We start from the raw sequence: 21,973 nt of genomic DNA, 5'->3' as shown, positions 1-21,973 counted from the left end.
GTGGGTCAAAAGGTAAATCCAGTCGGACTTCGAGTGGGCGTTATCCGCGATTGGGAATCCAAGTGGTATGCCGAAAAAGATTTCGGTACATTGCTCATCGAAGACGTGAAGATTCGTGAATTCCTTAAGAATAAATTGAAAGAATCCGCCGTATCCCGCATTGAGATTGAACGTGCAGCTAACCGCGTGAACGTTACAATCCACACTGCGAAACCGGGTATGGTAATCGGTAAGGGCGGTTCCGAAGTTGAAGCACTTCGTCGTGAAGTAACGAAAATTGCTAACGGCAAAAAAGTACACATCAACATCTCGGAAATCAAAACTCCAGATTTGGACGCAACTCTCGTTGCAGAGAGCATTGCACAACAACTGGAACGCCGCGTTTCTTTCCGCCGCGCTTTGAAACAGTCAATTCAACGTTCCATGCGCTCTGGTGCGAAAGGGATTAAGACACAAGTTAGCGGTCGTTTGGGCGGTGCTGAAATCGCTCGTACAGAAGGTTACAGCGAAGGGACAGTGCCACTTCATACGCTTCGCGCCGACATCGACTACGGCACAGCTGAAGCTCATACAACTTACGGCCGTATCGGCGTAAAAGTATGGATTTATCGTGGAGAGGTACTTCCTACGGCTAAGAAAAAGGCTGTTGAGGAAGGAGGCAACTAATCATGTTGGTACCTAAACGTGTAAAACACCGGAAGCAGCAAAAAGGACGCATGAAGGGTCAAGCTAAAGGTGGCACGACAGTTCACTTCGGTGAATACGGGTTGCAAGCATTGGAGCCTACATGGATTACGAATCGTCAAATCGAGGCTGCTCGTATTGCGATGACTCGTTACATCAAACGTGGCGGTAAAGTATGGATTAAAATTTTCCCAGATAAACCAGTAACGGCTAAGCCGCTTGAGGTTCGTATGGGTAGCGGTAAAGGTAACGTTGAGAAGTGGGTTGCTGTAGTTAAGCCTGGTAAAGTAATGTTCGAACTTTCCGGTGTACCTGAAGAGGTAGCTCGCGAAGCTATGCGCCTTGCTGCTCACAAACTGCCTATCAAGACTAAGTTTGTGAAACGTGAAGAAATGGGTGGTGAAGCAAATGAAAGCTAGTGAATTCCGCAACTTGACCACTGCCGAAATCGAACAAAAGATTGCCGGATTCAAGGAAGAACTTTTCAACCTCCGTTTCCAATTGGCTACCGGACAGCTTGACAACCCAACTCGCATTCGTGACGTGCGTAAAGCGATTGCTCGTGCACATACGATTCTGCGTGAAAGAGAACTTGGTATTACTAGCTAATACACCAAGATGTCAGTTTCGGAAAAATAGACATCCTGTATCCAGGAAGGAGGCAGAACACTAATGAGTGAAGTACGTAACGCTCGTAAAGTGCAAATTGGTAAAGTTGTCAGCGATAAAATGGACAAAACAATCGTAGTAGCGGTTGAGACATACAAAAAGCATGATTTGTATCACAAACGCATCAAATACACGAAGAAGTTCAAAGCGCATGACGAAAATAACGAAGCCAAAATTGGCGATACTGTAAAAATCATGGAGACGCGTCCGTTGTCGAAAGACAAGCGCTGGAGACTCGTTGAAATCGTTGAGAAAGCAGTTATCGTTTAATGAACGGATAGTTTCACCGAAAGGAGGACATTCGAATGATTCAAGCATTTTCACGTTTAAATGTAGCAGACAACTCTGGTGCGAAAGAACTGATGTGTATTCGTGTGTTGGGCGGTACTGGCCGTAAATCAGCTCACATCGGTGACTTGATCGTATGCTCTGTCAAACAAGCAACACCAGGCGGCGTTGTCAAAAAGGGTGACGTAGTCAAAGCGGTTATCGTTCGTACGAAGCGTTCTGTACGCCGTAAAGACGGTTCTTACATCGCATTTGACGAAAACGCAGCGGTTATCGTGAAAGAAGATAAGGGCCCACGTGGGACTCGTATTTTCGGACCTGTCGCTCGCGAGCTTCGCGAAAAAGACTTCATGAAAATCGTTTCCCTGGCACCGGAAGTTATCTAATCAGCTTGCCCGCCAGGCAAGACTCAGGAGGTGTGACACATGCCACGATTGAAAAAAATTCTCGAGTCGCATAACAACAAATTGCACGTGAAAAAAGATGACACTGTCATCGTAATTACGGGTAAAGATAAAGGCAAAAAAGGCCGTGTTATTGCAGCATTCCCTCGTGAAAACCGCGTTATTGTGGAAGGCGTAAACATGGTGAAGAAGCATCAGAAGCCTAACGCTAAGAACCCACAAGGCGGTATCGTTGAGCAAGAAGCAGCAATTCATGCATCTAACGTTATGCACGTGGATCCAAAGTCGGGTAAAGTAACGCGCATCGGTTACAAAGTGGAAAACGGTAAAAAAGTGCGCGTAGCTAAACGCTCCGGCGAAATTATCGACTAATCGCTTCGGAAAGGAGGTCCATTCTACATGGCAGCTCGTTTGAAAGAACGTTATTTAAACGAAATTACTCCTGCGCTAGTGCAGAAGTTCAACTATACATCAGTAATGCAAGCACCAAAAGTGGAGAAAGTCGTCATCAACATTGGTATGGGTGAGGCTGTTCAAAACTCCAAAGTTTTGGATGCTGCAGTAGCTGAATTGCAACTAATCGCTGGTCAAAAGCCAGTAATCACTCGCGCGAAGAAGTCTATCGCAGGCTTTAAACTTCGTGAGGGAATGCCGATTGGTGTGAAAGTCACATTGCGTGGTGAGCGCATGTATCACTTCTTGGACAAATTGTTCAATGTCACGCTTCCTCGTGTCCGCGACTTCCGCGGTATCTCGAATAAAGCGTTTGACGGCCGCGGCAACTACACACTCGGTTTGAAGGAGCAAATTATCTTCCCTGAAATCGAGTATGATAAAATTGACAAGGTTCGTGGTATGGATATCGTCATCGTTACAACAGCGAAGACGGACGAAGAATCCCGCGAATTGTTGACGCAACTCGGCATGCCTTTCACGAAGTAATTCGTTTTAAAGGTCGGTTACGTTTGAGATACGGACTGAGCAATCAGTTCTGAATCCATCGACACAAATCTCTAGGAGGTGTCAACTCACGTGGCAAAAACTTCGATGAAAATCAAGCAACAACGCAAACCGAAGTTTGAAGTACGGGCATATACGCGCTGTGAGCGCTGCGGACGTCCGCATTCCGTATTACGTAAGTTCAAAATTTGCCGGATTTGTTTCCGCGAATTGGCATATAAAGGCCAGATTCCTGGCGTTAAAAAAGCAAGCTGGTAATCAACCCTGTTGCGGGAAGGAGGTTTACACTAATGGTTATGTCCGATCCGATTGCAGATATGCTTACACGCATTCGCAATGCTAATACAGTGCGTCATGAAACGGTGGAAATGCCTGCTTCTACTATGAAGAAGCAAATCGCAGAAATCTTGAAGCGTGAAGGCTTTATCCGTGACGCTGAATATATCGATGACAACAAACAAGGGATCATTCGCGTGTTCCTGAAGTACGGTGCAAACAACGAGCGTGTTATCACAGGCTTGAAGCGCATCAGTAAACCAGGACTGCGCGTGTACACGAAGGCTAATGAGGTTCCTCGCGTACTCGGCGGTCTCGGTATCGCAATCATCTCGACGTCCAAGGGCGTCATGACTGACAAAGAAGCTCGCCAGTCCAAATCCGGCGGCGAGGTAATCTGCTACGTTTGGTAAACCATTCGCATAAGATTGGAGGTGCAACAACATGTCCCGTATTGGTCGCAAACCAATTGAGGTACCAGGTGGCGTAACTGTCACTTTGGAAAACCACGTTATTACAGTAAAAGGACCGAAAGGAACTTTGACTCGTGAACTTCACAAAGACATGAAAGTGTCTGTAGAAGAGAACGTCATTTCCGTAGAACGTCCTTCTGAAAATAAACTTCATCGTTCGTTGCACGGTACAACACGCAGCGTAATCAACAACATGGTTAGCGGAGTAACTGATGGTTTCTCCAAAACCCTTGAGTTGGTCGGTGTAGGTTACCGTGCAAACAAATCCGGCGACAAGCTTGTCTTGAACGTTGGTTACTCCCATCCGGTTGAAATTACACCGGAAGCTGGTATTGAATTCGAAGTGCCTGCTCAAACGAAAATCATCGTTAAAGGCATTGATAAAGAGCGCGTTGGTGCTTATGCAGCGAACATTCGTGCAGTACGTGAGCCAGAACCTTACAAAGGTAAAGGTATCAAGTACGAAGGCGAACGCATCATTCGTAAAGAAGGTAAAGCAGGCAAGAAGAAGTAAGATCTTGCCTAGCTCACTTACCTTAGCAGCTTAATGGTTAAACTGAAGGGAGTGAAACAATCCGATGATTACCAAAGGCGATAAGAACAAAGCTCGGTTGAAAAGACACCTGCGTGTCCGTAAAAAAATCGAAGGTACAACGGAACGTCCTCGCTTGAACGTATTCCGTTCTTCTAAACATATTTACGCTCAACTTATCGATGACGTGAAAGGCGTAACAGTCGCTTCCGCTTCGACTATGGACAAAGAGCTTCGTGAAGATATCAAAAATGGTGGTAACGTAGAATCCGCTCGCAAAGTTGGCGAATTGATCGCAAAACGTGCGAAAGAGCAAGGATACGAGACAATCGTATTCGATCGTGGCGGTTACTTGTACCATGGACGTATTCAAGCTTTGGCTGACGCAGCACGCGAAGCTGGTCTTGAATTCTAATTTTTAATCGAAGGAGGTAAACGACTTGCGAGTTGATCCAAACACGTTAGAACTTTCTGAAAAAGTTGTTCAAATTAACCGCGTTGCTAAAGTTGTTAAAGGCGGACGTCGCTTTAGCTTTAGCGCTCTCGTGGTTGTCGGCGATGGCAAGGGCTGGGTTGGCGCTGGAATCGGTAAAGCATCCGAAGTACCAGACGCAATCCGCAAAGGTATCGAAGACGCTAAGAAAAACCTGATTCATGTTCCGTTTGTTAACACGACAATCCCTCACCAAGTAATTGGTCAGTTCGGCGCTGGTAAAGTTCTTTTGAAGCCAGCATCCGAAGGTACTGGGGTTATCGCAGGCGGTCCTGTTCGTGCCGTTCTTGAGTTGGCTGGTGTAGGCGATATCTTGACGAAATCGCTTGGTTCCTCTAACTCCATGAACATGGTTAACGCTACATTGGAAGGCTTGTCTCGTTTGAAGACAGCTGAACAAGTAGCTAAATTGCGCGGTAAAACCGTTGAAGAACTGTTAGGTTAAGGAGGGGACGAAGATGGCGAAATTGCAAATTACCCTCGTTCGCAGTCTGATCGGTCGCCCGGAAACTCATCGCCAAACGGTGAACACTTTGGGTTTGCGCAAGTTGAATCAGACGGTTGTTCATAACGACAACGTTGCGATCCGCGGAATGGTAAACCAAGTTAAACACTTGGTTGAAGTCAAAGAGATCGAAGCGTAAGGGTAAAACCATACGACTTCTGTAATCAGTTATAGATTACATGATACAATACAAAAGATTAGAGTCATAAATATTAAAGGAGGTGCGACGAACGATGAAGTTGAATGAACTTTCTCCGGCACCTGGTTCCCGCCAAACACGTAACCGTGTAGGCCGTGGTATCGCGACAGGAAACGGTAAAACATCTGGCCGTGGTCACAAGGGTCAAAATTCCCGTTCCGGCGGTGGTGTTCGTCCGGGCTTCGAAGGTGGACAAAACCCACTTTACCGTCGTCTGCCAAAACGCGGCTTTGTAAATCCAACTCGTAAAGAGTATGCGGTAGTTAACGTAACGGATTTGAACCGCTTTGAGGCTGGTACGGAAGTAACTCCGGAATTGTTGATGGAACAAGGCATCGTGAACAACCCAATGAGCGGAATCAAAGTATTGGGCAATGGCGATTTGTCCGTCAAATTGACGGTCAAAGCTAACAAGTTCTCTCAATCTGCGGTAGAGAAGATCGAGGCTGCCGGCGGTAAATCCGAGGTGATCTAATGTTCAAGACCGTATCGAATATATGGCGAGTCGAGGACTTGAGACGTAAGATTTTGTTTACGCTCATGGTTCTGATCGTTTATCGCGTCGGGTCCTTTATACCGGTTCCCGGCGTCGATACGTCGGTCTTTGCTACAGCAAGCCAAAACACGGACTTGTTCAGCATGCTGAACACTTTCTCTGGTGGTGCGCTGTTTAAATTCTCTATCTTTGCTCTAGGAATTATGCCGTACATTACGGCCTCGATCATCGTACAGCTTCTGTCGATGGACGTTATTCCGAAATTTACACAATGGGCAAAAGAAGGAGAAGTCGGCAAACGTAAGCTTTCCCAAATTACGCGCTACGGCACAGTAGTATTGGGATTGATTCAAGCTTTCGGTACGGCGATTGGGTTTAATCGCATGTACGGTGCGCAGCTGGTTCCAGGTGCAACATATGCGGATTATATCCTAATCGCGATTGTCTTGACTGCTGGTACGGCGTTCTTGATGTGGATCGGTGAACAAATCACGGAAAAGGGTATCGGCAACGGTATTTCGATTCTGATCTTCGCAGGTATCGTCGCAGCTATCCCGATTCATATTGGGGAAATTTATCGTAGTCAATTTGCCGATGCAAGCGGACAATTGTTCCTCAACATCGTCAAAATGATCGTTATCGTATTGGTTATCGTGCTGATTGTGATCGGTGTTATCTACATTCAGCAAGGGAACCGTAAAATCCCGGTACAATACGCTAAACGTGTTGTGGGTAACAAAATGTATGGTGGACAGAACACACACATTCCGCTTAAAGTAAATGGTGCAGGCGTTATTCCGGTCATCTTTGCTTCTTCGCTCTTGATGTTCCCGGCTACAATTGCTCAATTCTGGGCGGATAAGCCGTGGGCTCGTTGGATCATTGAACATATGGGATTGAACAAGCCGCTGGGCATGTTCTTATACGTTCTTCTGATTATCGGGTTTACGTTCTTCTACACGTTCGTACAGTTGAATCCACAACAAATGGCAGATCAAATGAAAAAGAATGGCGGATATATCCCAGGAATTCGTCCGGGGAAAGCAACAGCAACGTACTTGACTCGAGTTATGTCTCGTATCACACTTGCAGGTGCTATCTTCCTCGCTGGCGTATCCATCTTGCCAGTGTTCTTCGGAGCACTAGCTGGATTGCCGCAATCTGTTCAAATTGGCGGTACTTCGATTCTGATCGTTGTCGGCGTTGCGCTTGACACAATGAAGCAAATCGAAAGCCAGTTGATCAAACGTCATTACAAAGGTTTCATTAATAAATAGGCAATAGGTTCCGGTGAGACCATCTAGGCTCATTGGCACCTATTGTGCTGTTCTTGTAGAGCAGAGGCTTAACGAATGGCATCGAAGCACCCCACTTCCGACGAAGTTAAGCCTGTGCTTACCATAAAGGGAGTGACATTCGATGAACATTCTATTCATGGGGCCTCCTGGGGCAGGAAAAGGAACACAGGCCGAGCGCATCGTAGAACAATTCGGCGTTCCTCATATCTCGACAGGAGACGCATTCCGCAAAGCAATTGGAGAAGGCACTCCTATCGGATTGAAGGCTAAAGAGTACATTGATCAGGGTCTGCTCGTTCCAGATGACGTGACGGTAGGCATCGTGCGAGAGCGCCTTGCACAACCTGATTGCGAGAAAGGGTTCCTTCTGGATGGTTTCCCGCGCACATTGGCGCAAGCTGAAGCGTTGAATAGCATCTTGGTAGAACTGAATCGCAGTCTTGATCATGTCATCAACCTGAGCGTTGACCGCGATTTACTGCTGGCGCGTCTTACAGGACGACGCATTTGCAAGTCTTGCGGCGCGACGTACCATGTCATCTACAACCCGCCTAAACAAGAGGGCGTTTGTGATAAGTGTCAAGGCGAGCTGTACCAACGTTCGGATGATTCCGAAGAGAAAGTCGGCACACGTCTTGATGAGTACATCAACAAAACGGCACCTTTGCTCGCATACTATGAGGACAAAGGCTTGTTGCGTCAGGTTGACGGGGAGAAGGAAATTGATACGGTCACGTCAGAAATCGTATCTTTACTGCGGGGTTAAACCATGATCATTTGTAAGTCCGAAGTGGAGTTAGGCTTCATGAGGGAAGCTGGGCGAATTGTTGCGGAAACGCATCGTCTTTTAGCGAAAACGATTGAGCCAGGGATTACCACTCTCGAGCTTGATTCGATCGCGGAATTGTTTATTCGCAGCCAAGGAGCAACACCTTCTTTCAAGGGCTACAACGGTTTTTCCGGCAGCATTTGCGCGTCAGTGAACGAAGAACTGGTTCACGGCATTCCCGGAAAGCGCAAGTTAAACGAAGGCGACATCATCAGCATCGACATCGGTGCGGAATACCGCGGATATCACGGTGACTCTGCCTGGACATATGGGGTTGGGAAGATAACGGAGGCAGCTCAGCAGCTGCTTGACGTAACGGAGCAATCACTTTATGCTGGCTTAGCGCTGGTTAAACCGGATGTACGGTTGTACACGATATCGCACGCGATTCAACGCGTGATCGAGGATGCAGGTTTTTCCGTTGTACGGGAATATGTCGGACACGGAATCGGTGCGGAGCTTCATGAAGAGCCGCAAATTCCGAACTACGGCATTCCGGACCGCGGACCACGCTTGAAACCGGGCATGGCGCTCGCGATTGAGCCGATGGTCATTGCCGGTGGGCGTCACGTCAAAACGCTCACTGACAACTGGACGGTCGTGACGGTGGACAGTTCATGGTGTGCTCATTTCGAGCATACGGTGGCTGTAACGCCGGACGGATGCGAAATTTTGACGAAGCTGGTTGAGTAGGTGAGAGGCATGAATGAATATTCCACTCCGCGTCTCGGCCAATTCGTCAAGGTTCTTCAGGGTCGTGATGAAAGCAAATATGCGGTTATCATTGATATTGAGGAGTCGCGCTACGTCAAGATAGCGGACGGAGACAAACGAAAGTTTGATCAACCAAAGCGTAAAAACTTGCTTCATCTCGAATTGCAACCTGCAATTAGCCATGAAGTTGTCCATAGTTTACACGAAAGCGGACGGGTAACGAACAGCAAGCTTCGTTATGTTATAGCGAAGTATGCTGAACAACAAGCCGCTGCACATGCTGATGAGAAAGGAGAATGACGTTGGCCAAGGAAGATGTAATTGAAGTTGAAGGTGTTGTAATTGAACCGTTGCCGAATGCAACGTTCCGTGTTGAGCTGGAGAATGGTCACCAAATTCTTGCCCACGTTTCCGGAAAGCTGCGGATGCATTTCATCCGTATCCTGACGGGGGACAAAGTGGTCGTTCAACTGTCGCCATACGATTTGAGTAAAGGTCGCATCACATATCGGAAGTAGTGCTCGGATCGTTCCGAGTCGCGCTTGCATGAACTTGCAGGCCGTTCACGCGTCAGGAAGACGGTTTGACGTGCTACTTGAGAAACTGGGAGGTATTCAGCATGAAGGTAAGACCTTCTGTTAAGCCCATTTGCGAGAAATGCAAAGTCATTCGTCGCAAAGGCAACGTTATGGTAATCTGTGAAAATCCGAAACACAAACAAAAACAAGGATAATAGAAGGGGGTGTAGCGTAAATGGCTCGTATAGCTGGTGTAGACTTGCCACGGGATAAACGCGTTGAGATCGCCTTGACATACATTTTTGGTATTGGTAAAACAACTTCTAAAAAGGTAATTGCTGAGGCTGGCGTTAACCCTGATACTCGCGTTCGCGATTTGACGGAAGATGAGGTAAACAAAATTCGTGAGCTGATTGACAAAACGGTTAAGGTTGAAGGTGACCTTCGTCGTGAGATTTCTCTGAACTTGAAGCGTTTGGTTGAAATCGGATGCTATCGTGGTATCCGTCATCGCCGTGGATTGCCTGTTCGTGGACAACGCACGAAAACAAATGCTCGTACACGTAAAGGCCCTCGTCGTACTGTAGCGAACAAGAAGAAGTAATAAGGGGGGATAAGTAGCAATGGCAAAACCAAAAAAAGTCGTACGTACTAAACGTCGTGACCGTAAAAATATTGAGACTGGTGTGGCTCATATCCGTTCCACGTTCAACAACACGATCGTGACAATCACGGATCCACACGGCAACGCAATTTCTTGGGCTAGCTCCGGCGGTTTGGGCTATAAAGGCTCCCGTAAATCTACGCCATTCGCAGCTCAAATGGCTGCTGAATCCGCAGCAAAAGCTGCTATGGAACATGGCATGAAGACGGTAGAAGTTATGGTTAAAGGCCCAGGCGCAGGTCGTGAAGCTGCCATCCGTTCTCTGCAAGCTGCAGGTTTGGAAGTTAGCATGATCAAAGACGTAACGCCAATCCCGCACAACGGCTGCCGCCCACCAAAACGTCGTCGCGTATAATGACGGCAACACCGATGCGTGTAGTATTAAGCTAGCGCCTGTTGGGAAGAATGGTTGTTTAGGCATACTGCATGAATCGACCGACCGTAGGTGTTTGACGTTAATGAACGCCAGCGACGTTTTAAGGAGGGTTATATAGTGATTGAGATCGAAAAGCCGAAGATTGAAACCGTGGAAGTCAATGAGGAAGGCACATACGGCAAATTTGTCGTAGAACCTTTAGAGCGTGGATACGGTACGACGCTGGGTAACTCCCTGCGCCGTATTCTCCTCTCCTCGTTGCCCGGTGCAGCAGTGACGTCCGTTCAAATCGACGGTGTCTTGCACGAGTTCTCGACAATTCCAGGAGTCTATGAAGACGTAACTGAGATTATCTTGAACTTGAAGGCCTTGTCGCTGAAAATCCACTCTGATGAAGAGAAAATTCTCGAAATCGATGCGGAAGGCGAAGGGGTAGTAACGGCTGGCGATATTCGAGCGGATAGTGATGTGGAAATTTTGAACCCGGATCTCCGCATTGCGACATTATCACAAGGTTCCAGACTCCATATGCGCATCTATGCGAATCGTGGACGTGGTTACGTACAAGCAGATCGCAACAAACGGGAAGATCAGCCTATCGGCGTAATTCCAGTTGATTCGATCTACACACCAATCTCGCGTGTAAACTACACAGTAGAGAACACTCGTGTTGGTCAAGTAACGAACTACGACAAGCTGATGCTTGAAGTATGGAGTGACGGAAGCATTCGACCGGAAGAAGCGGTTAGCCTCGGCGCGAAGATCCTTACAGAGCATCTGATGCTCTTCGTTGGACTGACTGACGAAGCGAAAGACGCGGAAATCATGGTTGAAAAAGAGGAAGATAAGAAAGAGAAAGTTCTTGAGATGACTATCGAAGAGCTGGATCTCTCCGTTCGTTCCTATAACTGCTTGAAACGTGCCGGCATCAATACGGTTCAAGAGCTGATTACGAAAACTGAAGAAGATATGATGAAGGTTCGCAACTTGGGCCGCAAATCTTTGGAAGAAGTTCAAGAGAAGCTCGAAGAACTCGGATTGGGCTTACGCATGGAAGACTAAACGGGACTTGGCAAAGAAGGAGGGGAAATAGCAATGGCATACCAAAAGTTGGGTCGTGACTCTAGCGCGCGTAAAGCTTTGTTCCGCGACATGGTTACTGACTTGTTCTTATATGAGCGCATCCAAACAACTGAAGCGAAAGCGAAAGAAGTTCGTTCCATCGCTGAGAAGTTGATCACGTTGGCGAAACGCGGTGACTTGCATGCTCGCCGTCAGGTGGCAGCATTCGTTCGTCGCGAAACGTTGAACGGTGAACAAGATGCAATCCAAAAGCTGTTCTCGGAGCTTGCACCACGTTACGCAGAGCGTCCAGGTGGCTACACACGTATCATGAAACTGGGACCACGCCGTGGCGACTCCGCGCCTATGGTTTATTTGGAACTGGTTGACCGCGTGTAATTGCGGTTGCAGAATACGTTCAATACGTCGTGTAACAGCGTCGTAAAAAGAAGGCTCCCATGAGGAGCTTTTCTTTTTAACTGTGTTAGGATTGGAGCCAACTTCTGTTGGCTTCCTGTCTTGACTCTTGCAATGATTCCACTTATGAATTTATGTGCTATATATTTCATGTGGTGAATGAATGCGAGAATACGCAATGCAGCGGCTGTCTTTATGCGAATAGAGATAGTGGCGACTGCCTGTTCACAGAGCAGTGAATGAAAGGAGTCTTCATGCGTAACGTAGGAATGCTTGTAAGTTACGATGGAACAGCTTACAGCGGTTTTCAGATACAGCCGAATGAAGACACGATACAGGGTCGTATTGAGCAAGCTATCAAGATGCTGACGAATGAATCCATAAGCATTCATGCTTCGGGTCGGACAGATGCAGGGGTGCATGCTTACGGCCAAGTATTTCACTTCATGACCGAATCGGCGATTCCGATTGACCGGTGGACGATTGCGATCAATTCGCGTTTGCCGGATGACATTGTCATCCGTGAGACGTGGGAGGCGCCATTGTCATTCCATTCTCGTTACTCGTCGAAGCGGAAGACATACCGCTACTCCATCATTGCAGAGCGGAAGCCGGATGTATTCCGGAGGTTAACCGAGTTCTTTTACCCGAAGCCTCTGGATGTCCGTGCAATGCAAGAAGCCATTACTCATATAGTAGGGGAACATGACTTTACTTCGTTTACTTCTCCGAAGTCGACGAAGGTGAGTAATGTCCGTACGATCTATGACGCCCACATCGAATATGAACCGAGCGTAACGGGGGAAGAAGGCCGCGGTCGCATTCATATCGTAGTGACAGGCAATGGTTTCTTATACAATATGGTTCGCATCATTGCAGGCACACTGATACGGGTGGGCCAGGGTAAGCTTGCACCGCATGACATCCCACGCATCTTGGAAGCGAAGAATCGACAAGTGGCAGGTCCATTGGCGGTTCCGCATGGATTGATGCTGTGGAGCGTGGAATACGGTGGCGAAGAGCGACTTGAGTCCATAAACAACGTATCCGAGTGAATCGAAATATTTTCTTGCAATATGCCCTAATCTATTGTAAAATAACATTTGTGTTTCTTTAGGCTTTCCCACAGCCCCCCAAAGAAATCACACTGCAGATTGCAGTTCATGAATGAAAATCAACGATTGAATGAATATACACAAGCTAGACAGGAACGAATGTTATTAAGGAGGATATTTCATGCGTACCACTTACATGGCGAAGCCAGCTGACGTTGAGCGCAAATGGTTCATTATCGACGCTGAAGGCAAGACACTTGGCCGCTTGGCGAGCGAAGCAGCTGCACTTATTCGCGGCAAACACAAACCAACTTTCACGCCACATGTTGACGGCGGTGATTTCGTTGTTATCATCAACGCTGAGAAAATCGTGTTGACAGGTAAGAAATTGACTGACAAGAAATACTATCGTCACTCCCACTATCCAGGCGGTTTGAAAGTGACATCTGCACAAGAAATGTTGAACAACAAGCCAGAGCGTATGATCGAACTTGCTGTTCAAGGGATGTTGCCTAAGACTCGCATGGGTAACAAAATGAAGCTTCGCGTTAAAGCATATGCAGGCGCTGAGCATCCACATCAAGCACAACAACCTGAAGTTTACGAACTTCGCGGATAATAAATAAAGGGAGGACAGTTTCATGGCACAAGTACAATACTATGGGACAGGTCGTCGTAAGCATTCCGTAGCGCGTGTTCGCCTTGTACCAGGCGAAGGCCGCATCGTGATCAACAAACGTGACCTTAATGAATACTTTGGTTTGGAAACATTGAAGCTTATCGTGAAGCAACCATTGAACCTTACAGAAACACTCGGTAAATACGACGTGTTGGTATTGGCTCATGGCGGCGGTATCTCCGGTCAAGCAGGCGCAATCCGTCACGGCATTTCCCGTGCATTGCTCAAGGCTGACCCTGAGCTTCGTCCAGCTTTGAAAAAAGCAGGATTCTTGACTCGCGACCCTCGTATGAAAGAGCGTAAGAAATACGGTCTTAAAGCAGCTCGTCGCGCACCTCAGTTCTCCAAACGTTAAGATTGGATTACCGAACATACAGCCCTTTCTTGGCCCTTGGCCAAGGAGGGCTTTTTTGTATGTTAAGAGCTGCTCTGGAATCTGTATACACTCCACTTTTCCCGCACCTAGGACATTTAGCCGGAATAGGCTGTAATCATATGTCTATCTCTTTGTAAATTTCGAATTGACAAAGCAAAGAAACGATCTATAATTATTAATTATACAAAACATACCAAAATACTAGGAATAAAAGGTGAGTATGTGGAGGATGCGAAAATGAATTTATTGGAGAAAGAGGCTCTTGTACATGAGAAGGCGGAGCAATATGAGCAGTCCAATCCGGAAGAGGTAATCGCTTGGGCTGTTAAGGCGTTCCCGAATATTACGTTCGCTTGTAGCTTTGGTGCGGAGGATGTTGTGCTTGTAGACATGCTGCAGCGGATCAGTCCTTCGACCGATATTTTTTACTTGGATACGGATTTTCATTTTCAAGAGACATACGAGACAAGAGATCGCATTACGGAGCGTTACAGTTTAAACTTTGTACGCGTCACCCCGCAACTTACCCCTGAAGAGCAATCCGAGACATACGGTGATGAATTGTGGCTTAGTAATCCCAACCAATGCTGCAATCTGCGTAAAGTCGAACCACTCACTGGCATTCTGAGCAAATATGATGCATGGATTACCGGTATTCGAAGAGATCAAGCCCCAACACGAGCCAATACACGAAAAGTAGAATACGACTCGAAATTCGGCCTCATCAAATTCAATCCATTAGCTGCTTGGACATCAGAAGATGTATGGAACTATATCCGCACTAACGATATCATTTATAACCCCCTACATGACCAAGGATATCCCAGTATAGGATGCTCCTATTGTACGCGCGCCGTTCAAGCAGGTGAAGATCCAAGGGCTGGACGTTGGTCAGGATCAGCGAAAATAGAATGTGGGCTTCACAAGTAATAAGTGCGTGGGTACCATTTGATTTGCTAATAAAGAATGGTACTATTTCCACATGCAGAGGAGAGGTGCTAAGAAGATGTCAACAATTGAGCCTCACGGAGGTAAACTAATCAATCGAATGGTTCCAGAAGACGAGAAGGAGCAGAAGCGCAATGAAGCGGCAGCTCTGCCGCGCATATCGCTCGATGCACGTACATTATCGGATATCGAAATGATAGGGGTAGGTGCTTTTTCTCCCCTTGAAGGCTTTATGAATGAAGATGACTACAAAAGTGTTGTAGACCAGATGAGATTGGCGAATGGAACGGTATGGAGCTTACCTATTACACTGGCAGTCTCGGATGAGGCAGCTAAGACGCTTAGCACAGGAAGACCAGCTGCGCTTGTTGGGGAAGGAGACGGGGAGTTGTATGGGGTTATTGAAATAGAGAGCATATACCAGGCTGATTTACTGCATGAAGCAGAACAAGTGTACAGAACGATGGATACAGCACATCCAGGAGTGGAGAAGCTGCTAAAGCGTCCTTCTACATATGTGGGAGGCAAAGTATCTGTATTGAAGCGCAGACAGCCGGAGCAATTTTCCCAATATTATTTTGATCCTGTGGAGACGCGGCAATTGTTTGCGGACAGAGGCTGGAGAACTGTTGTAGGTTTCCAAACGCGAAATCCGGTGCATCGAGCTCATGAGTACATCCAAAAGAGTGCGATGGAGATTGTGGATGCTCTATTTCTAAATCCGCTTGTAGGGGAAACGAAGTCTGATGACGTCCCGGCTGATGTGCGTATGCGCAGTTATGAAGCGCTACTGGCGAATTATTATCCAGAGAATCGCGTGTTTCTTGGGGTATTCCCAGCTGCGATGCGTTATGCAGGACCAAGAGAAGCTGTATTCCATGCCATTGTGAGAAAAAATTACGGCTGCACCCACTTCATTGTTGGCCGAGACCATGCAGGTGTGGGCGATTATTATGGCACGTATGACGCCCAGCATATCTTCAGCTCCTTCGAACCCGAAGAATTGGGGATTCAGCCGTTATTCTTCGAGCACAGCTTCTACTGTAAGACATGTGGAGGTATGGCCTCCAGCAAGACCTGTCCTCATGATGCAACCCATCATTTGACCCTATCCGGAACGAAGGTGCGTGCGCTATTGCGTGACGGTACATGTCCACCCCCTGAATTCTCAAGACCTGAGGTGGCACGCATTCTGATCGAAGGCATGGCACACTCAACAACTGCCCAAAAGTAATTGAATATAGAGGAACCTGTGGATCGTTAACGTATATTTGTCCACCTCGTCCCATATAGATGATTAGAAGTCTTTATGGAGCGGAGGTGGGCTTTTTTTGTGAAAAAAGTAAATTGGGAACAAAGCAGTCAGAAGCGAAGACATACGTCAATCTTATGGATACCACTGCGAAATGTCCGTCGCTGGTTAATAAGTTTATGCTTGCTGCTTCTAGTCGTTGTTGTGATGACGATGGAGATGCCGGTAACGAAGACATGGACCTATTGGTCCATTCCTCTATCGGGCAGAGTGATTGCTATCGACGCAGGGCATGGTGGAGTAGATGGCGGGGCTGTTGGTCGCGAGGGGTTATTAGAGAAGGACATTAACCTAACGATTGCACTACTTCTTCGTGATTACTTGCAGCAAGCTGGGGCTATTGTGGTCATGACCCGGGAAGGGGACTATGATTTGGCGGATAAGGACACTAAGGGATACTCCCGCAGGAAGGCAGAGGACTTGAAGAAGCGTGTTGGTTATATCGAGGAGAAGAAAGCGGATGTTGTCATTAGCTTGCATATGAACAGCGTACCTTCTTCTCGCTGGAGTGGAGCACAGGCTTTCTATACGAATCGCCATCCGGGTAATGAACAGCTTGCGAAGTGGATTCAAGCTGAAATTCGTACGAATCTGGCCAATACGGATCGGGAGGCCAAGCCTACAGATCGGAAGCTCTATTTTATGGATCATATTTCGATCCCAGCTGTGTTGGTGGAGTCAGGCTTCTTATCGAACCCAGAAGAGTCACGGAGTCTGGCGAATGAAGAATATCAGCGGAAGCTAGCTGCATCGATCTACAAGGGAATTCTGCGATATATTGCAGGAGAAAAAACTGGAAAATGATGACCTTATGCTATAATAGAAACGGTTACATAGTGACCGATCTGAACTTCATAGGAGACGAGGTGCCATCATGACGACGAAAGAAGAAGTGCTGCAATCACTGCAGGGTTTGCAGGAACCAGTGTCGGGACAAGACATGACAAGCCTTCATTGGATTCGCGATATGATGATTAAGGAAGATGAAGTGAAGCTGACGGCAATCGTAGCGCCACAAGCAGCAGATGCAGCCGCTAGAGAGGCGCTAGTCGGACAGATTAAGGAGCGTCTAGCAGCAATTGAGCTGCACAATGTATATGTTCGTACTCGCATCGCATCTGAAGCTGAGCTGAGTGCAGCTGGAATAGCGGTACAAAGCGGGCAATCAGCAACCGATCATGCGGGTAATGGCCGTGATTCCCAAGAAGGGAGTGCTCCTCGTGGACACGGTGCTGGATTAGAACAGCATCCTATCTTGGATCCGGCATCTGGAGTGAAATTTATCGCAATTGCCAGCGGCAAAGGTGGAGTTGGCAAATCGACAGTGACCGTGAACCTTGCGGTTGCGCTCGCTCGTCTCGGCAAACGTGTTGGCCTAATAGATGCAGACATATATGGATTCAGTGTACCTGACATGATGGGGATTGAAGACCGCCCTGTCGTTGTAGACAACTATATCATTCCACAGGAGCGCTTCGGAGTGAAGGTGATGTCCATGGGTTTCTTCGTAGAGGACAATAGTCCGGTCGTATGGCGCGGTCCAATGCTTGGCAAGATGCTGCGGAATTTCTTCCAAGAAGTGCAGTGGGGGGAGCTTGATTACATGCTTCTTGACTTGCCTCCAGGTACGGGGGATGTAGCCTTGGATATTCACCAAATGATACCGCATAGCCAAGAGATCATCGTAACGACACCACATGCGACAGCTGCCTTCGTTGCGGCTCGAGCAGGCACGATGGCCATTCATACGAAGCATGAGATTATCGGTATCGTCGAAAATATGTCCTATCTGGAATGCGGTTCTTGTGGCGAGAAGCAATATGTATTTGGACGAGGGGGCGGTGCTAAGCTGGCAGATGAGCTTCATGTTGACCTGCTTGCGCAGCTTCCGCTCGGCGCTCCAGACAATCATCCTGCAGAACCGGATTATGCTCCTTCTGTATATAAGGCAGATTCGTCAATTGGCAAGCAATTCGATGAGTTGGCGGCTGCCGTTGATGCGAAGATGCAAGTTGTGCAGGCCTAACAATGTCGGAGAGGCCTCATCATGAGTGCCTCTCCATAAGTGAGGAATAGAGGGGGAAAGAGTGGGCTCCTAGCCTTCTCCACTACCACCTTCTTCTTCCGATCCACCCTCACTCTCACCGCCTTGCTTTTCCTTTTCCCCACCTTTTTTCTTTCCTTCCTTTTCTTTTTCTTTTTCCTTCGGCTGCAATTCTTCTTTAACGACCTTCCCTAATAAGTCCATGATTTCAAGCTTAAATATAGGGCTATTCAAAGCATCTTTCATTACAGTCTGTAGCTGTTTGCGATACTCTGGTGTCTTCATCATATCCAAATAAGACTTCATCATGTCTGGAGATTTAACAATGTCGCCAAAGTCCTTCTGATACTCTGGGTCTTTCATTAAAGTCTTCAGGATTTGTTTGTTTTCCTTGCTTACCGCCTTGGCGAATTCCCCGGCAAACTTCGGATCTTTCATTACTTTATCGAGGACTTTCTCATAATCGGGTGATACAAGTGTATCCTTAACTGCCGTTCGGATCTGCTCCTGCTGCTGCATATTTAATGATTGGGCTTGCATGCCGCCTCCGCCAGATGGACCGGATTGGATCGCCTTCTGCGCTTCCTCTGTCTTTAAAATATCGACAACCATCGTTTTAACTTCTTTATAATCGAGATTACTGCTTTGTGTGGGCTGCTCCATGCCGCAAGAGGTCAACAGCACGATTACGACGAAACTGACGATCGCAAGTTTGCCCAGTGGTGCCTTCATAACAGCTTCGCTCCCTTCTGTCCATGTCCTCACGCGTAGTATGTGGAGGAAATTATGAATTATGTTTGACAATGATAGTTTTTTGCTGAGAACATTGGTAAAATAATGAACATTGCGGAGGTGGAGCACCATGAATTTGAAAAAATGGTCTTATTTATTTTGGACGACTACGTGTATTGGTGGGGCAATCAGTCTCGGCATTGGCCTCGCATTACAGGTATTTCAAGGAGAAATGGGCAATTTTAGAGGGCCAGTGGATATTTTGCTTAATGTGCTTCAGTTAATCTTGAGCGGATGTATGATCAGCGTCTATTCGCAGATGGGATTCTTCGCATATCTGACGTTGAACTATATTGCCATTGGCTTGTTCAAGAAGGGATGGCCGTATGTTCAGGTATTATTGACCGTGATTGCACTACTCGATCTAATGTTCCTGCGCATGCTTCTGGGAAACAGGCCAGAAGGAGTACGTGGAGGGGGTTACGAGGATATCGTGCTGGGTTTAGTTGTCCTAGTGCTTGCTGTAGCTGTTTCTTATTGGAAAGTAAAAGCGACAAATGCAACAGCTCTCATTCCTACCTTATTCTTCATGATTGCAATCACCACAGTGGAGACACTGTCGGCACTTAACATTGGAAATATGGCTACCTGGTTCGTTTACATACCGCTCGCAATATGCAATGCATATCAAATCTTGATGCTGCATCGATTGGTGGGCACAGCAAAAAGCTGACGGAAATCTGTCAGCTTTTTTGTATACCTTTACATCCGTTACATGCCTACTGCATTTTGCAAATGTTCCATCATCGTTGCTTGATCCTGAATCGTTTTGCTCTTCATTTCCGTTTGTTGAATCAGCTCAGAGACCGTAACGAACTCATATCCCTTTGCGGACAATTGATCCAGAATGGTCGGCAAGGCGAGATGGGTTTGCTTGCATGAATCACTAGCGTGCATGAGAATAATGTCTCCAGGATGTGCTTTACTAACGACGCGGTTCACGATCGTTTCAACCCCGGGATTTTTCCAATCCAATGAGTCGGTATCCCATTGTATGACCTTGTAATTCAGACTGTTAGCAATTTGCAGGACGCGCTTGTCAAAGTCACCGTTCGGCATACGAATCAGATTCGGTGCTTTCCCTGTAACTTCAGATAGAATATTGTGGGCCGCCTGAATCTGCTTACGTATCTCTTCATCGCTCATGCTGCTGTAATTGTCATGCTTGTGGCCGTGACTTCCAATTTCGTAGCCAGCAGCCTCAATTTTCTTTACGAGGTCACTATGCGTCTTGCTCCAAGGGGAGGAGAGGAAGAACGTTGCTTTTTTTACACCCTTCTCCTGCAAGATCTGCAAAATTGGCTCAACTCGTGTATCCCCCCAGCTAATATCGAACGTGAGGGCGAGCATCTTTTTATCAGTTGGGACGCTGTAGATAGCGGAAGGGCTGCTGCCTTCTGAAAATACGGTAATATTGTCGCTCTCTACGTAAACGACGCCAGCGGCGAATAGCATTGCAATTGCAAGTACAAATACACGCTTTATTTTCTTGCCGCTAAATACATAAAAGTAATTATTCATACCAAGGCTGCTCCTCTCGTAACGTTTTGAATGGGGCGAACTAGGGTGGTATCTTGCTGCCTAATACTAATGCCCGTCGACAAGCTGCAGCTTGTCATGCTTGTTTACTACACTGTATGCTGAGTGTATGGAATTATGTCTGCAAGTCAGTCTGAAAGGAGGAGTGTACAATATGCTTCGATTCTCATCGTGGTGGAATACGCTGAAGCAGTTGCGCTGGTATCTCATTGCCGCTGTGTTGCTGTTTGCTGTAGGGTATGTGCTTGGCAATCAGTGGAGCGGGTTTGAGGGCTTCATCATGGAACAGCTCAAGGGGATTCAAGGTATGCGGGATCAATTGATGCAATCTGATAATCAAGAATTGTCTTTCTTCGTATTTATTTTCTATAACAATGCGATTAAGGCTATCATGATCATGTTTGCTGGGATCGTATTAGGGATCGTACCAGCGGGGTTCCTTATTATTAATGGAATGGTGATCGGATTGCTGCTGCGAATTATGGAATCGCAGGGTCTTGATTTAGCAAGCACGATTATTAAGGGTATACTTCCGCATGGAATACTTGAAATTCCTGCAATTCTAATTGCCGGTGCTTATGGAATGAGATTTGGTATCTTGATCTTGCAGCGATTCTTCAGCAGACGTATGCGTGCTGAGGGGCCAACGATTATGGATTGGATAAAGCAGACTGGAGCAGGGGCGGTATGGGTAACCGCAATGCTGCTAGTTGCTGCTATTATTGAGAGTACCGTAACTTTCTGGTTGATGAATGGTTAACTAGATAAACGAATCCGCGCCTCCCTGTGATAAAACAGCTCAAAAATGAGCATAACAGTAAAGCGGCACCATTCTTTCTGTAATTGAACAGAAGCGGGTGCGAGTTACTTCCCTATAAGCAGACACTATAGAGTGTTAAGCAGTGGGGAAGTAAGCGTTATGTTCGAAGACAGGGGTATTGTCGTCAAGGGAGGATGCGGACAGTTATGCTAGGATTTTTGTTCAATGAGAGAGAATGTAAAGAATTGAGCTATATGCTGCGCAAGGAATTGGATGAGATGCTATTTGATTTAAGCGATAAGCGATTAGAGGCAGAAATACGGGATGCGATATCGAAGCGATACCGTACCGTATTTCGCATGTACGCGCGTATTGCATCACCTAAAGAACTGTCCAAGTATGCTAGAAATCATCGGAATGTTACTATGTAATAAAAAAGTTTTAAAAAAGTGTTGACGTGTTTTCGAATATATGATAAATTATTTTTCGTTCCCTTCTGAACGACTTCGACATGAAGCGAGCGGGAACAACAATCATAACGAACGGTTGAAAAAACATTTTAAAAAAGTGTTGACAACAACTGAACGAAATGATAAGATATAAAAGTCGCC

General features: G+C 46.8%; 36 protein-coding genes. 34 read left to right on the top strand and 2 right to left on the bottom strand.

Features of this window, described 5'->3' with window-relative positions; translation table 11 throughout:
* The 31 genes from rpsC to BBG47_RS10545 all read left to right on the top strand — a co-directional run bounded on the left by rpsC (position 1) and on the right by BBG47_RS10545 (position 18,253).
* Complete coding sequence (gene rpsC, locus BBG47_RS10695; protein ID WP_021259841.1) at positions 1 to 666, top strand: 30S ribosomal protein S3; 666 nt, start codon at positions 1 to 3, stop codon at positions 664 to 666.
* Positions 667 to 668: 2 nt separating this feature from the next.
* Positions 669 to 1,103 (top strand): 50S ribosomal protein L16, encoded by a 435-nt coding sequence (rplP, locus tag BBG47_RS10690; protein ID WP_021252452.1) that lies wholly within the window; start codon positions 669 to 671, stop codon positions 1,101 to 1,103.
* Entirely contained in the window at positions 1,093 to 1,293 is a 201-nt protein-coding gene (gene rpmC / locus BBG47_RS10685) for a 50S ribosomal protein L29 (RefSeq protein WP_005544540.1), read from the top strand. The genes rplP and rpmC overlap by 11 nt, the downstream gene beginning before the upstream one ends.
* A 63-nt stretch (positions 1,294 to 1,356) precedes the next feature.
* Positions 1,357 to 1,623, top strand: coding sequence for a 30S ribosomal protein S17 (gene rpsQ, locus BBG47_RS10680; protein WP_005544539.1), 267 nt, complete (start codon positions 1,357 to 1,359; stop codon positions 1,621 to 1,623).
* Positions 1,624 to 1,658: 35 nt separating this feature from the next.
* Positions 1,659 to 2,027, top strand: coding sequence for a 50S ribosomal protein L14 (gene rplN, locus BBG47_RS10675; RefSeq protein WP_021252451.1), 369 nt, complete (start codon positions 1,659 to 1,661; stop codon positions 2,025 to 2,027).
* Positions 2,028 to 2,066: 39 nt separating this feature from the next.
* The gene (rplX, locus tag BBG47_RS10670) at positions 2,067 to 2,417 is read left to right on the top strand and encodes a 50S ribosomal protein L24 (protein WP_005544537.1); all 351 of its coding nucleotides are present in this window, start codon (positions 2,067 to 2,069) and stop codon (positions 2,415 to 2,417) included.
* Positions 2,418 to 2,444: 27 nt separating this feature from the next.
* Complete coding sequence (gene rplE, locus BBG47_RS10665) at positions 2,445 to 2,987, top strand: 50S ribosomal protein L5 (RefSeq protein WP_021252449.1); 543 nt, start codon at positions 2,445 to 2,447, stop codon at positions 2,985 to 2,987.
* A gap of 90 nt (positions 2,988 to 3,077) precedes the next feature.
* A complete protein-coding gene (locus tag BBG47_RS10660; protein WP_005544535.1) occupies positions 3,078 to 3,263 on the top strand; it encodes a type Z 30S ribosomal protein S14 in 186 nt (61 codons plus the stop codon).
* Between the two features lie 32 nt (positions 3,264 to 3,295).
* On the top strand, positions 3,296 to 3,694 hold the full coding sequence (rpsH, locus tag BBG47_RS10655) for a 30S ribosomal protein S8 (RefSeq protein ID WP_005544534.1): 399 nt from the start codon (positions 3,296 to 3,298) through the stop codon (positions 3,692 to 3,694).
* A gap of 31 nt (positions 3,695 to 3,725) precedes the next feature.
* Positions 3,726 to 4,268: a 50S ribosomal protein L6 gene (rplF, locus tag BBG47_RS10650; protein ID WP_021252448.1), complete on the top strand. Its 543-nt coding sequence runs from the start codon at positions 3,726 to 3,728 to the stop codon at positions 4,266 to 4,268.
* A gap of 64 nt (positions 4,269 to 4,332) precedes the next feature.
* A complete protein-coding gene (gene rplR / locus BBG47_RS10645; protein WP_021252447.1) occupies positions 4,333 to 4,701 on the top strand; it encodes a 50S ribosomal protein L18 in 369 nt (122 codons plus the stop codon).
* A gap of 25 nt (positions 4,702 to 4,726) precedes the next feature.
* Entirely contained in the window at positions 4,727 to 5,224 is a 498-nt protein-coding gene (gene rpsE, locus BBG47_RS10640; RefSeq protein ID WP_021252446.1) for a 30S ribosomal protein S5, read from the top strand.
* 13 nt (positions 5,225 to 5,237) lie between these two features.
* Positions 5,238 to 5,423, top strand: a complete 186-nt coding sequence (rpmD, locus tag BBG47_RS10635; RefSeq protein WP_005544529.1) for a 50S ribosomal protein L30 — start codon at positions 5,238 to 5,240, stop codon at positions 5,421 to 5,423.
* A 94-nt stretch (positions 5,424 to 5,517) separates the two neighbouring features.
* Positions 5,518 to 5,958 carry a 50S ribosomal protein L15 gene (gene rplO / locus BBG47_RS10630; protein ID WP_021252445.1) on the top strand — a complete coding sequence of 147 codons (441 nt, stop codon included), beginning with the start codon at positions 5,518 to 5,520 and terminating at the stop codon, positions 5,956 to 5,958.
* A complete protein-coding gene (gene secY, locus BBG47_RS10625) occupies positions 5,958 to 7,256 on the top strand; it encodes a preprotein translocase subunit SecY (RefSeq protein WP_065291715.1) in 1,299 nt (432 codons plus the stop codon). The genes rplO and secY overlap by 1 nt, the downstream gene beginning before the upstream one ends.
* Before the next feature lie 142 nt (positions 7,257 to 7,398).
* Positions 7,399 to 8,043, top strand: coding sequence for an adenylate kinase (locus BBG47_RS10620; RefSeq protein ID WP_021252443.1), 645 nt, complete (start codon positions 7,399 to 7,401; stop codon positions 8,041 to 8,043).
* Between the two features lie 3 nt (positions 8,044 to 8,046).
* Complete coding sequence (gene map, locus BBG47_RS10615) at positions 8,047 to 8,799, top strand: type I methionyl aminopeptidase (RefSeq protein WP_065291714.1); 753 nt, start codon at positions 8,047 to 8,049, stop codon at positions 8,797 to 8,799.
* Between the two features lie 9 nt (positions 8,800 to 8,808).
* Positions 8,809 to 9,120: a KOW domain-containing RNA-binding protein gene (locus BBG47_RS10610; protein WP_021252441.1), complete on the top strand. Its 312-nt coding sequence runs from the start codon at positions 8,809 to 8,811 to the stop codon at positions 9,118 to 9,120.
* A 2-nt stretch (positions 9,121 to 9,122) separates the two neighbouring features.
* Positions 9,123 to 9,338, top strand: a complete 216-nt coding sequence (gene infA / locus BBG47_RS10605; RefSeq protein ID WP_005544522.1) for a translation initiation factor IF-1 — start codon at positions 9,123 to 9,125, stop codon at positions 9,336 to 9,338.
* Between the two features lie 101 nt (positions 9,339 to 9,439).
* The gene (gene rpmJ / locus BBG47_RS10600; RefSeq protein WP_003333770.1) at positions 9,440 to 9,553 is read left to right on the top strand and encodes a 50S ribosomal protein L36; all 114 of its coding nucleotides are present in this window, start codon (positions 9,440 to 9,442) and stop codon (positions 9,551 to 9,553) included.
* Positions 9,554 to 9,573: 20 nt separating this feature from the next.
* Positions 9,574 to 9,942 (top strand): 30S ribosomal protein S13, encoded by a 369-nt coding sequence (gene rpsM, locus BBG47_RS10595; protein WP_005544507.1) that lies wholly within the window; start codon positions 9,574 to 9,576, stop codon positions 9,940 to 9,942.
* Positions 9,943 to 9,961: 19 nt separating this feature from the next.
* Entirely contained in the window at positions 9,962 to 10,357 is a 396-nt protein-coding gene (rpsK, locus tag BBG47_RS10590; protein ID WP_021252440.1) for a 30S ribosomal protein S11, read from the top strand.
* 138 nt (positions 10,358 to 10,495) lie between these two features.
* Positions 10,496 to 11,440: a DNA-directed RNA polymerase subunit alpha gene (locus tag BBG47_RS10585; protein ID WP_021252439.1), complete on the top strand. Its 945-nt coding sequence runs from the start codon at positions 10,496 to 10,498 to the stop codon at positions 11,438 to 11,440.
* Between the two features lie 33 nt (positions 11,441 to 11,473).
* On the top strand, positions 11,474 to 11,839 hold the full coding sequence (rplQ, locus tag BBG47_RS10580) for a 50S ribosomal protein L17 (protein ID WP_021252438.1): 366 nt from the start codon (positions 11,474 to 11,476) through the stop codon (positions 11,837 to 11,839).
* A gap of 272 nt (positions 11,840 to 12,111) precedes the next feature.
* Positions 12,112 to 12,912 carry a tRNA pseudouridine(38-40) synthase TruA gene (gene truA, locus BBG47_RS10575; protein ID WP_065291713.1) on the top strand — a complete coding sequence of 267 codons (801 nt, stop codon included), beginning with the start codon at positions 12,112 to 12,114 and terminating at the stop codon, positions 12,910 to 12,912.
* 181 nt (positions 12,913 to 13,093) lie between these two features.
* Entirely contained in the window at positions 13,094 to 13,531 is a 438-nt protein-coding gene (gene rplM, locus BBG47_RS10570; protein ID WP_005544500.1) for a 50S ribosomal protein L13, read from the top strand.
* A gap of 22 nt (positions 13,532 to 13,553) precedes the next feature.
* On the top strand, positions 13,554 to 13,946 hold the full coding sequence (gene rpsI / locus BBG47_RS10565; RefSeq protein ID WP_005544499.1) for a 30S ribosomal protein S9: 393 nt from the start codon (positions 13,554 to 13,556) through the stop codon (positions 13,944 to 13,946).
* A 258-nt stretch (positions 13,947 to 14,204) separates the two neighbouring features.
* Positions 14,205 to 14,897: a phosphoadenylyl-sulfate reductase gene (locus tag BBG47_RS10560; RefSeq protein ID WP_065291712.1), complete on the top strand. Its 693-nt coding sequence runs from the start codon at positions 14,205 to 14,207 to the stop codon at positions 14,895 to 14,897.
* 76 nt (positions 14,898 to 14,973) lie between these two features.
* Positions 14,974 to 16,149: a sulfate adenylyltransferase gene (gene sat / locus BBG47_RS10555; RefSeq protein WP_065291711.1), complete on the top strand. Its 1,176-nt coding sequence runs from the start codon at positions 14,974 to 14,976 to the stop codon at positions 16,147 to 16,149.
* A gap of 99 nt (positions 16,150 to 16,248) precedes the next feature.
* Positions 16,249 to 17,031, top strand: a complete 783-nt coding sequence (cwlD, locus tag BBG47_RS10550; protein ID WP_175400512.1) for an N-acetylmuramoyl-L-alanine amidase CwlD — start codon at positions 16,249 to 16,251, stop codon at positions 17,029 to 17,031.
* 70 nt (positions 17,032 to 17,101) lie between these two features.
* Entirely contained in the window at positions 17,102 to 18,253 is a 1,152-nt protein-coding gene (locus BBG47_RS10545) for an Mrp/NBP35 family ATP-binding protein (protein ID WP_065291709.1), read from the top strand.
* Between the two features lie 69 nt (positions 18,254 to 18,322).
* On the opposite strand, the gene gerD is transcribed toward BBG47_RS10545, so the two are convergent.
* Positions 18,323 to 19,003, bottom strand: a complete 681-nt coding sequence (gene gerD / locus BBG47_RS10540; RefSeq protein WP_021256083.1) for a spore germination lipoprotein GerD — start codon at positions 19,001 to 19,003, stop codon at positions 18,323 to 18,325.
* Positions 19,004 to 19,133: 130 nt separating this feature from the next.
* Here gerD and BBG47_RS10535 point away from each other — a divergent pair, with 130 nt between their 5' ends.
* Positions 19,134 to 19,736 (top strand): KinB-signaling pathway activation protein, encoded by a 603-nt coding sequence (locus tag BBG47_RS10535; protein WP_065291708.1) that lies wholly within the window; start codon positions 19,134 to 19,136, stop codon positions 19,734 to 19,736.
* A 38-nt stretch (positions 19,737 to 19,774) separates the two neighbouring features.
* Here the strand turns inward: BBG47_RS10535 and pdaB are convergent, their stop codons facing one another.
* Positions 19,775 to 20,584: a polysaccharide deacetylase family sporulation protein PdaB gene (gene pdaB / locus BBG47_RS10530; protein ID WP_021256085.1), complete on the bottom strand. Its 810-nt coding sequence runs from the start codon at positions 20,582 to 20,584 to the stop codon at positions 19,775 to 19,777.
* A gap of 172 nt (positions 20,585 to 20,756) precedes the next feature.
* Here pdaB and BBG47_RS10525 point away from each other — a divergent pair, with 172 nt between their 5' ends.
* Together BBG47_RS10525 and BBG47_RS10520 are read left to right on the top strand one after the other, a co-directional pair.
* Positions 20,757 to 21,362: a stage II sporulation protein M gene (locus BBG47_RS10525; RefSeq protein WP_065291707.1), complete on the top strand. Its 606-nt coding sequence runs from the start codon at positions 20,757 to 20,759 to the stop codon at positions 21,360 to 21,362.
* Between the two features lie 206 nt (positions 21,363 to 21,568).
* Positions 21,569 to 21,793: a hypothetical protein gene (locus BBG47_RS10520; protein ID WP_021256087.1), complete on the top strand. Its 225-nt coding sequence runs from the start codon at positions 21,569 to 21,571 to the stop codon at positions 21,791 to 21,793.
* The last annotated feature ends 180 nt before the right edge of the window (positions 21,794 to 21,973 follow it).

This window comes from Paenibacillus sp. KS1, assembly GCF_001680695.1.
Classification (GTDB): Bacteria; Bacillota; Bacilli; order Paenibacillales; family Paenibacillaceae; genus Paenibacillus_B; species Paenibacillus_B suaedae.
Note: the sequence above shows the minus strand (reverse complement) of the source record. Positions and strands in the feature narration are given on the sequence as shown.

What these genes read in the sequence shown, in the direction of transcription:
- rplP (WP_021252452.1), top strand. Translation starts at nt 669, where the DNA reads ATGTTGGTACCTAAACGTGTAAAACACCGGAAGCAGCAAAAAGGACGC.
- rpmC (WP_005544540.1), top strand. Translation starts at nt 1,093, where the DNA reads ATGAAAGCTAGTGAATTCCGCAACTTGACCACTGCCGAAATCGAACAA.
- rpsQ (WP_005544539.1), top strand. Translation starts at nt 1,357, where the DNA reads ATGAGTGAAGTACGTAACGCTCGTAAAGTGCAAATTGGTAAAGTTGTC.
- rplN (WP_021252451.1), top strand. Translation starts at nt 1,659, where the DNA reads ATGATTCAAGCATTTTCACGTTTAAATGTAGCAGACAACTCTGGTGCG.
- rplX (WP_005544537.1), top strand. Translation starts at nt 2,067, where the DNA reads ATGCCACGATTGAAAAAAATTCTCGAGTCGCATAACAACAAATTGCAC.
- rplE (WP_021252449.1), top strand. Translation starts at nt 2,445, where the DNA reads ATGGCAGCTCGTTTGAAAGAACGTTATTTAAACGAAATTACTCCTGCG.
- rpsH (WP_005544534.1), top strand. Translation starts at nt 3,296, where the DNA reads ATGGTTATGTCCGATCCGATTGCAGATATGCTTACACGCATTCGCAAT.
- rplF (WP_021252448.1), top strand. Translation starts at nt 3,726, where the DNA reads ATGTCCCGTATTGGTCGCAAACCAATTGAGGTACCAGGTGGCGTAACT.
- rplR (WP_021252447.1), top strand. Translation starts at nt 4,333, where the DNA reads ATGATTACCAAAGGCGATAAGAACAAAGCTCGGTTGAAAAGACACCTG.
- rpmD (WP_005544529.1), top strand. Translation starts at nt 5,238, where the DNA reads ATGGCGAAATTGCAAATTACCCTCGTTCGCAGTCTGATCGGTCGCCCG.
- rplO (WP_021252445.1), top strand. Translation starts at nt 5,518, where the DNA reads ATGAAGTTGAATGAACTTTCTCCGGCACCTGGTTCCCGCCAAACACGT.
- secY (WP_065291715.1), top strand. Translation starts at nt 5,958, where the DNA reads ATGTTCAAGACCGTATCGAATATATGGCGAGTCGAGGACTTGAGACGT.
- BBG47_RS10620 (WP_021252443.1), top strand. Translation starts at nt 7,399, where the DNA reads ATGAACATTCTATTCATGGGGCCTCCTGGGGCAGGAAAAGGAACACAG.
- map (WP_065291714.1), top strand. Translation starts at nt 8,047, where the DNA reads ATGATCATTTGTAAGTCCGAAGTGGAGTTAGGCTTCATGAGGGAAGCT.
- BBG47_RS10610 (WP_021252441.1), top strand. Translation starts at nt 8,809, where the DNA reads ATGAATGAATATTCCACTCCGCGTCTCGGCCAATTCGTCAAGGTTCTT.
- rpmJ (WP_003333770.1), top strand. Translation starts at nt 9,440, where the DNA reads ATGAAGGTAAGACCTTCTGTTAAGCCCATTTGCGAGAAATGCAAAGTC.
- rpsM (WP_005544507.1), top strand. Translation starts at nt 9,574, where the DNA reads ATGGCTCGTATAGCTGGTGTAGACTTGCCACGGGATAAACGCGTTGAG.
- rpsK (WP_021252440.1), top strand. Translation starts at nt 9,962, where the DNA reads ATGGCAAAACCAAAAAAAGTCGTACGTACTAAACGTCGTGACCGTAAA.
- rplQ (WP_021252438.1), top strand. Translation starts at nt 11,474, where the DNA reads ATGGCATACCAAAAGTTGGGTCGTGACTCTAGCGCGCGTAAAGCTTTG.
- truA (WP_065291713.1), top strand. Translation starts at nt 12,112, where the DNA reads ATGCGTAACGTAGGAATGCTTGTAAGTTACGATGGAACAGCTTACAGC.
- rplM (WP_005544500.1), top strand. Translation starts at nt 13,094, where the DNA reads ATGCGTACCACTTACATGGCGAAGCCAGCTGACGTTGAGCGCAAATGG.
- rpsI (WP_005544499.1), top strand. Translation starts at nt 13,554, where the DNA reads ATGGCACAAGTACAATACTATGGGACAGGTCGTCGTAAGCATTCCGTA.
- BBG47_RS10560 (WP_065291712.1), top strand. Translation starts at nt 14,205, where the DNA reads ATGAATTTATTGGAGAAAGAGGCTCTTGTACATGAGAAGGCGGAGCAA.
- sat (WP_065291711.1), top strand. Translation starts at nt 14,974, where the DNA reads ATGTCAACAATTGAGCCTCACGGAGGTAAACTAATCAATCGAATGGTT.
- BBG47_RS10545 (WP_065291709.1), top strand. Translation starts at nt 17,102, where the DNA reads ATGACGACGAAAGAAGAAGTGCTGCAATCACTGCAGGGTTTGCAGGAA.
- gerD (WP_021256083.1), bottom strand. Translation starts at nt 19,003, where the DNA reads ATGAAGGCACCACTGGGCAAACTTGCGATCGTCAGTTTCGTCGTAATC.
- BBG47_RS10535 (WP_065291708.1), top strand. Translation starts at nt 19,134, where the DNA reads ATGAATTTGAAAAAATGGTCTTATTTATTTTGGACGACTACGTGTATT.
- pdaB (WP_021256085.1), bottom strand. Translation starts at nt 20,584, where the DNA reads ATGAATAATTACTTTTATGTATTTAGCGGCAAGAAAATAAAGCGTGTA.
- BBG47_RS10525 (WP_065291707.1), top strand. Translation starts at nt 20,757, where the DNA reads ATGCTTCGATTCTCATCGTGGTGGAATACGCTGAAGCAGTTGCGCTGG.
- BBG47_RS10520 (WP_021256087.1), top strand. Translation starts at nt 21,569, where the DNA reads ATGCTAGGATTTTTGTTCAATGAGAGAGAATGTAAAGAATTGAGCTAT.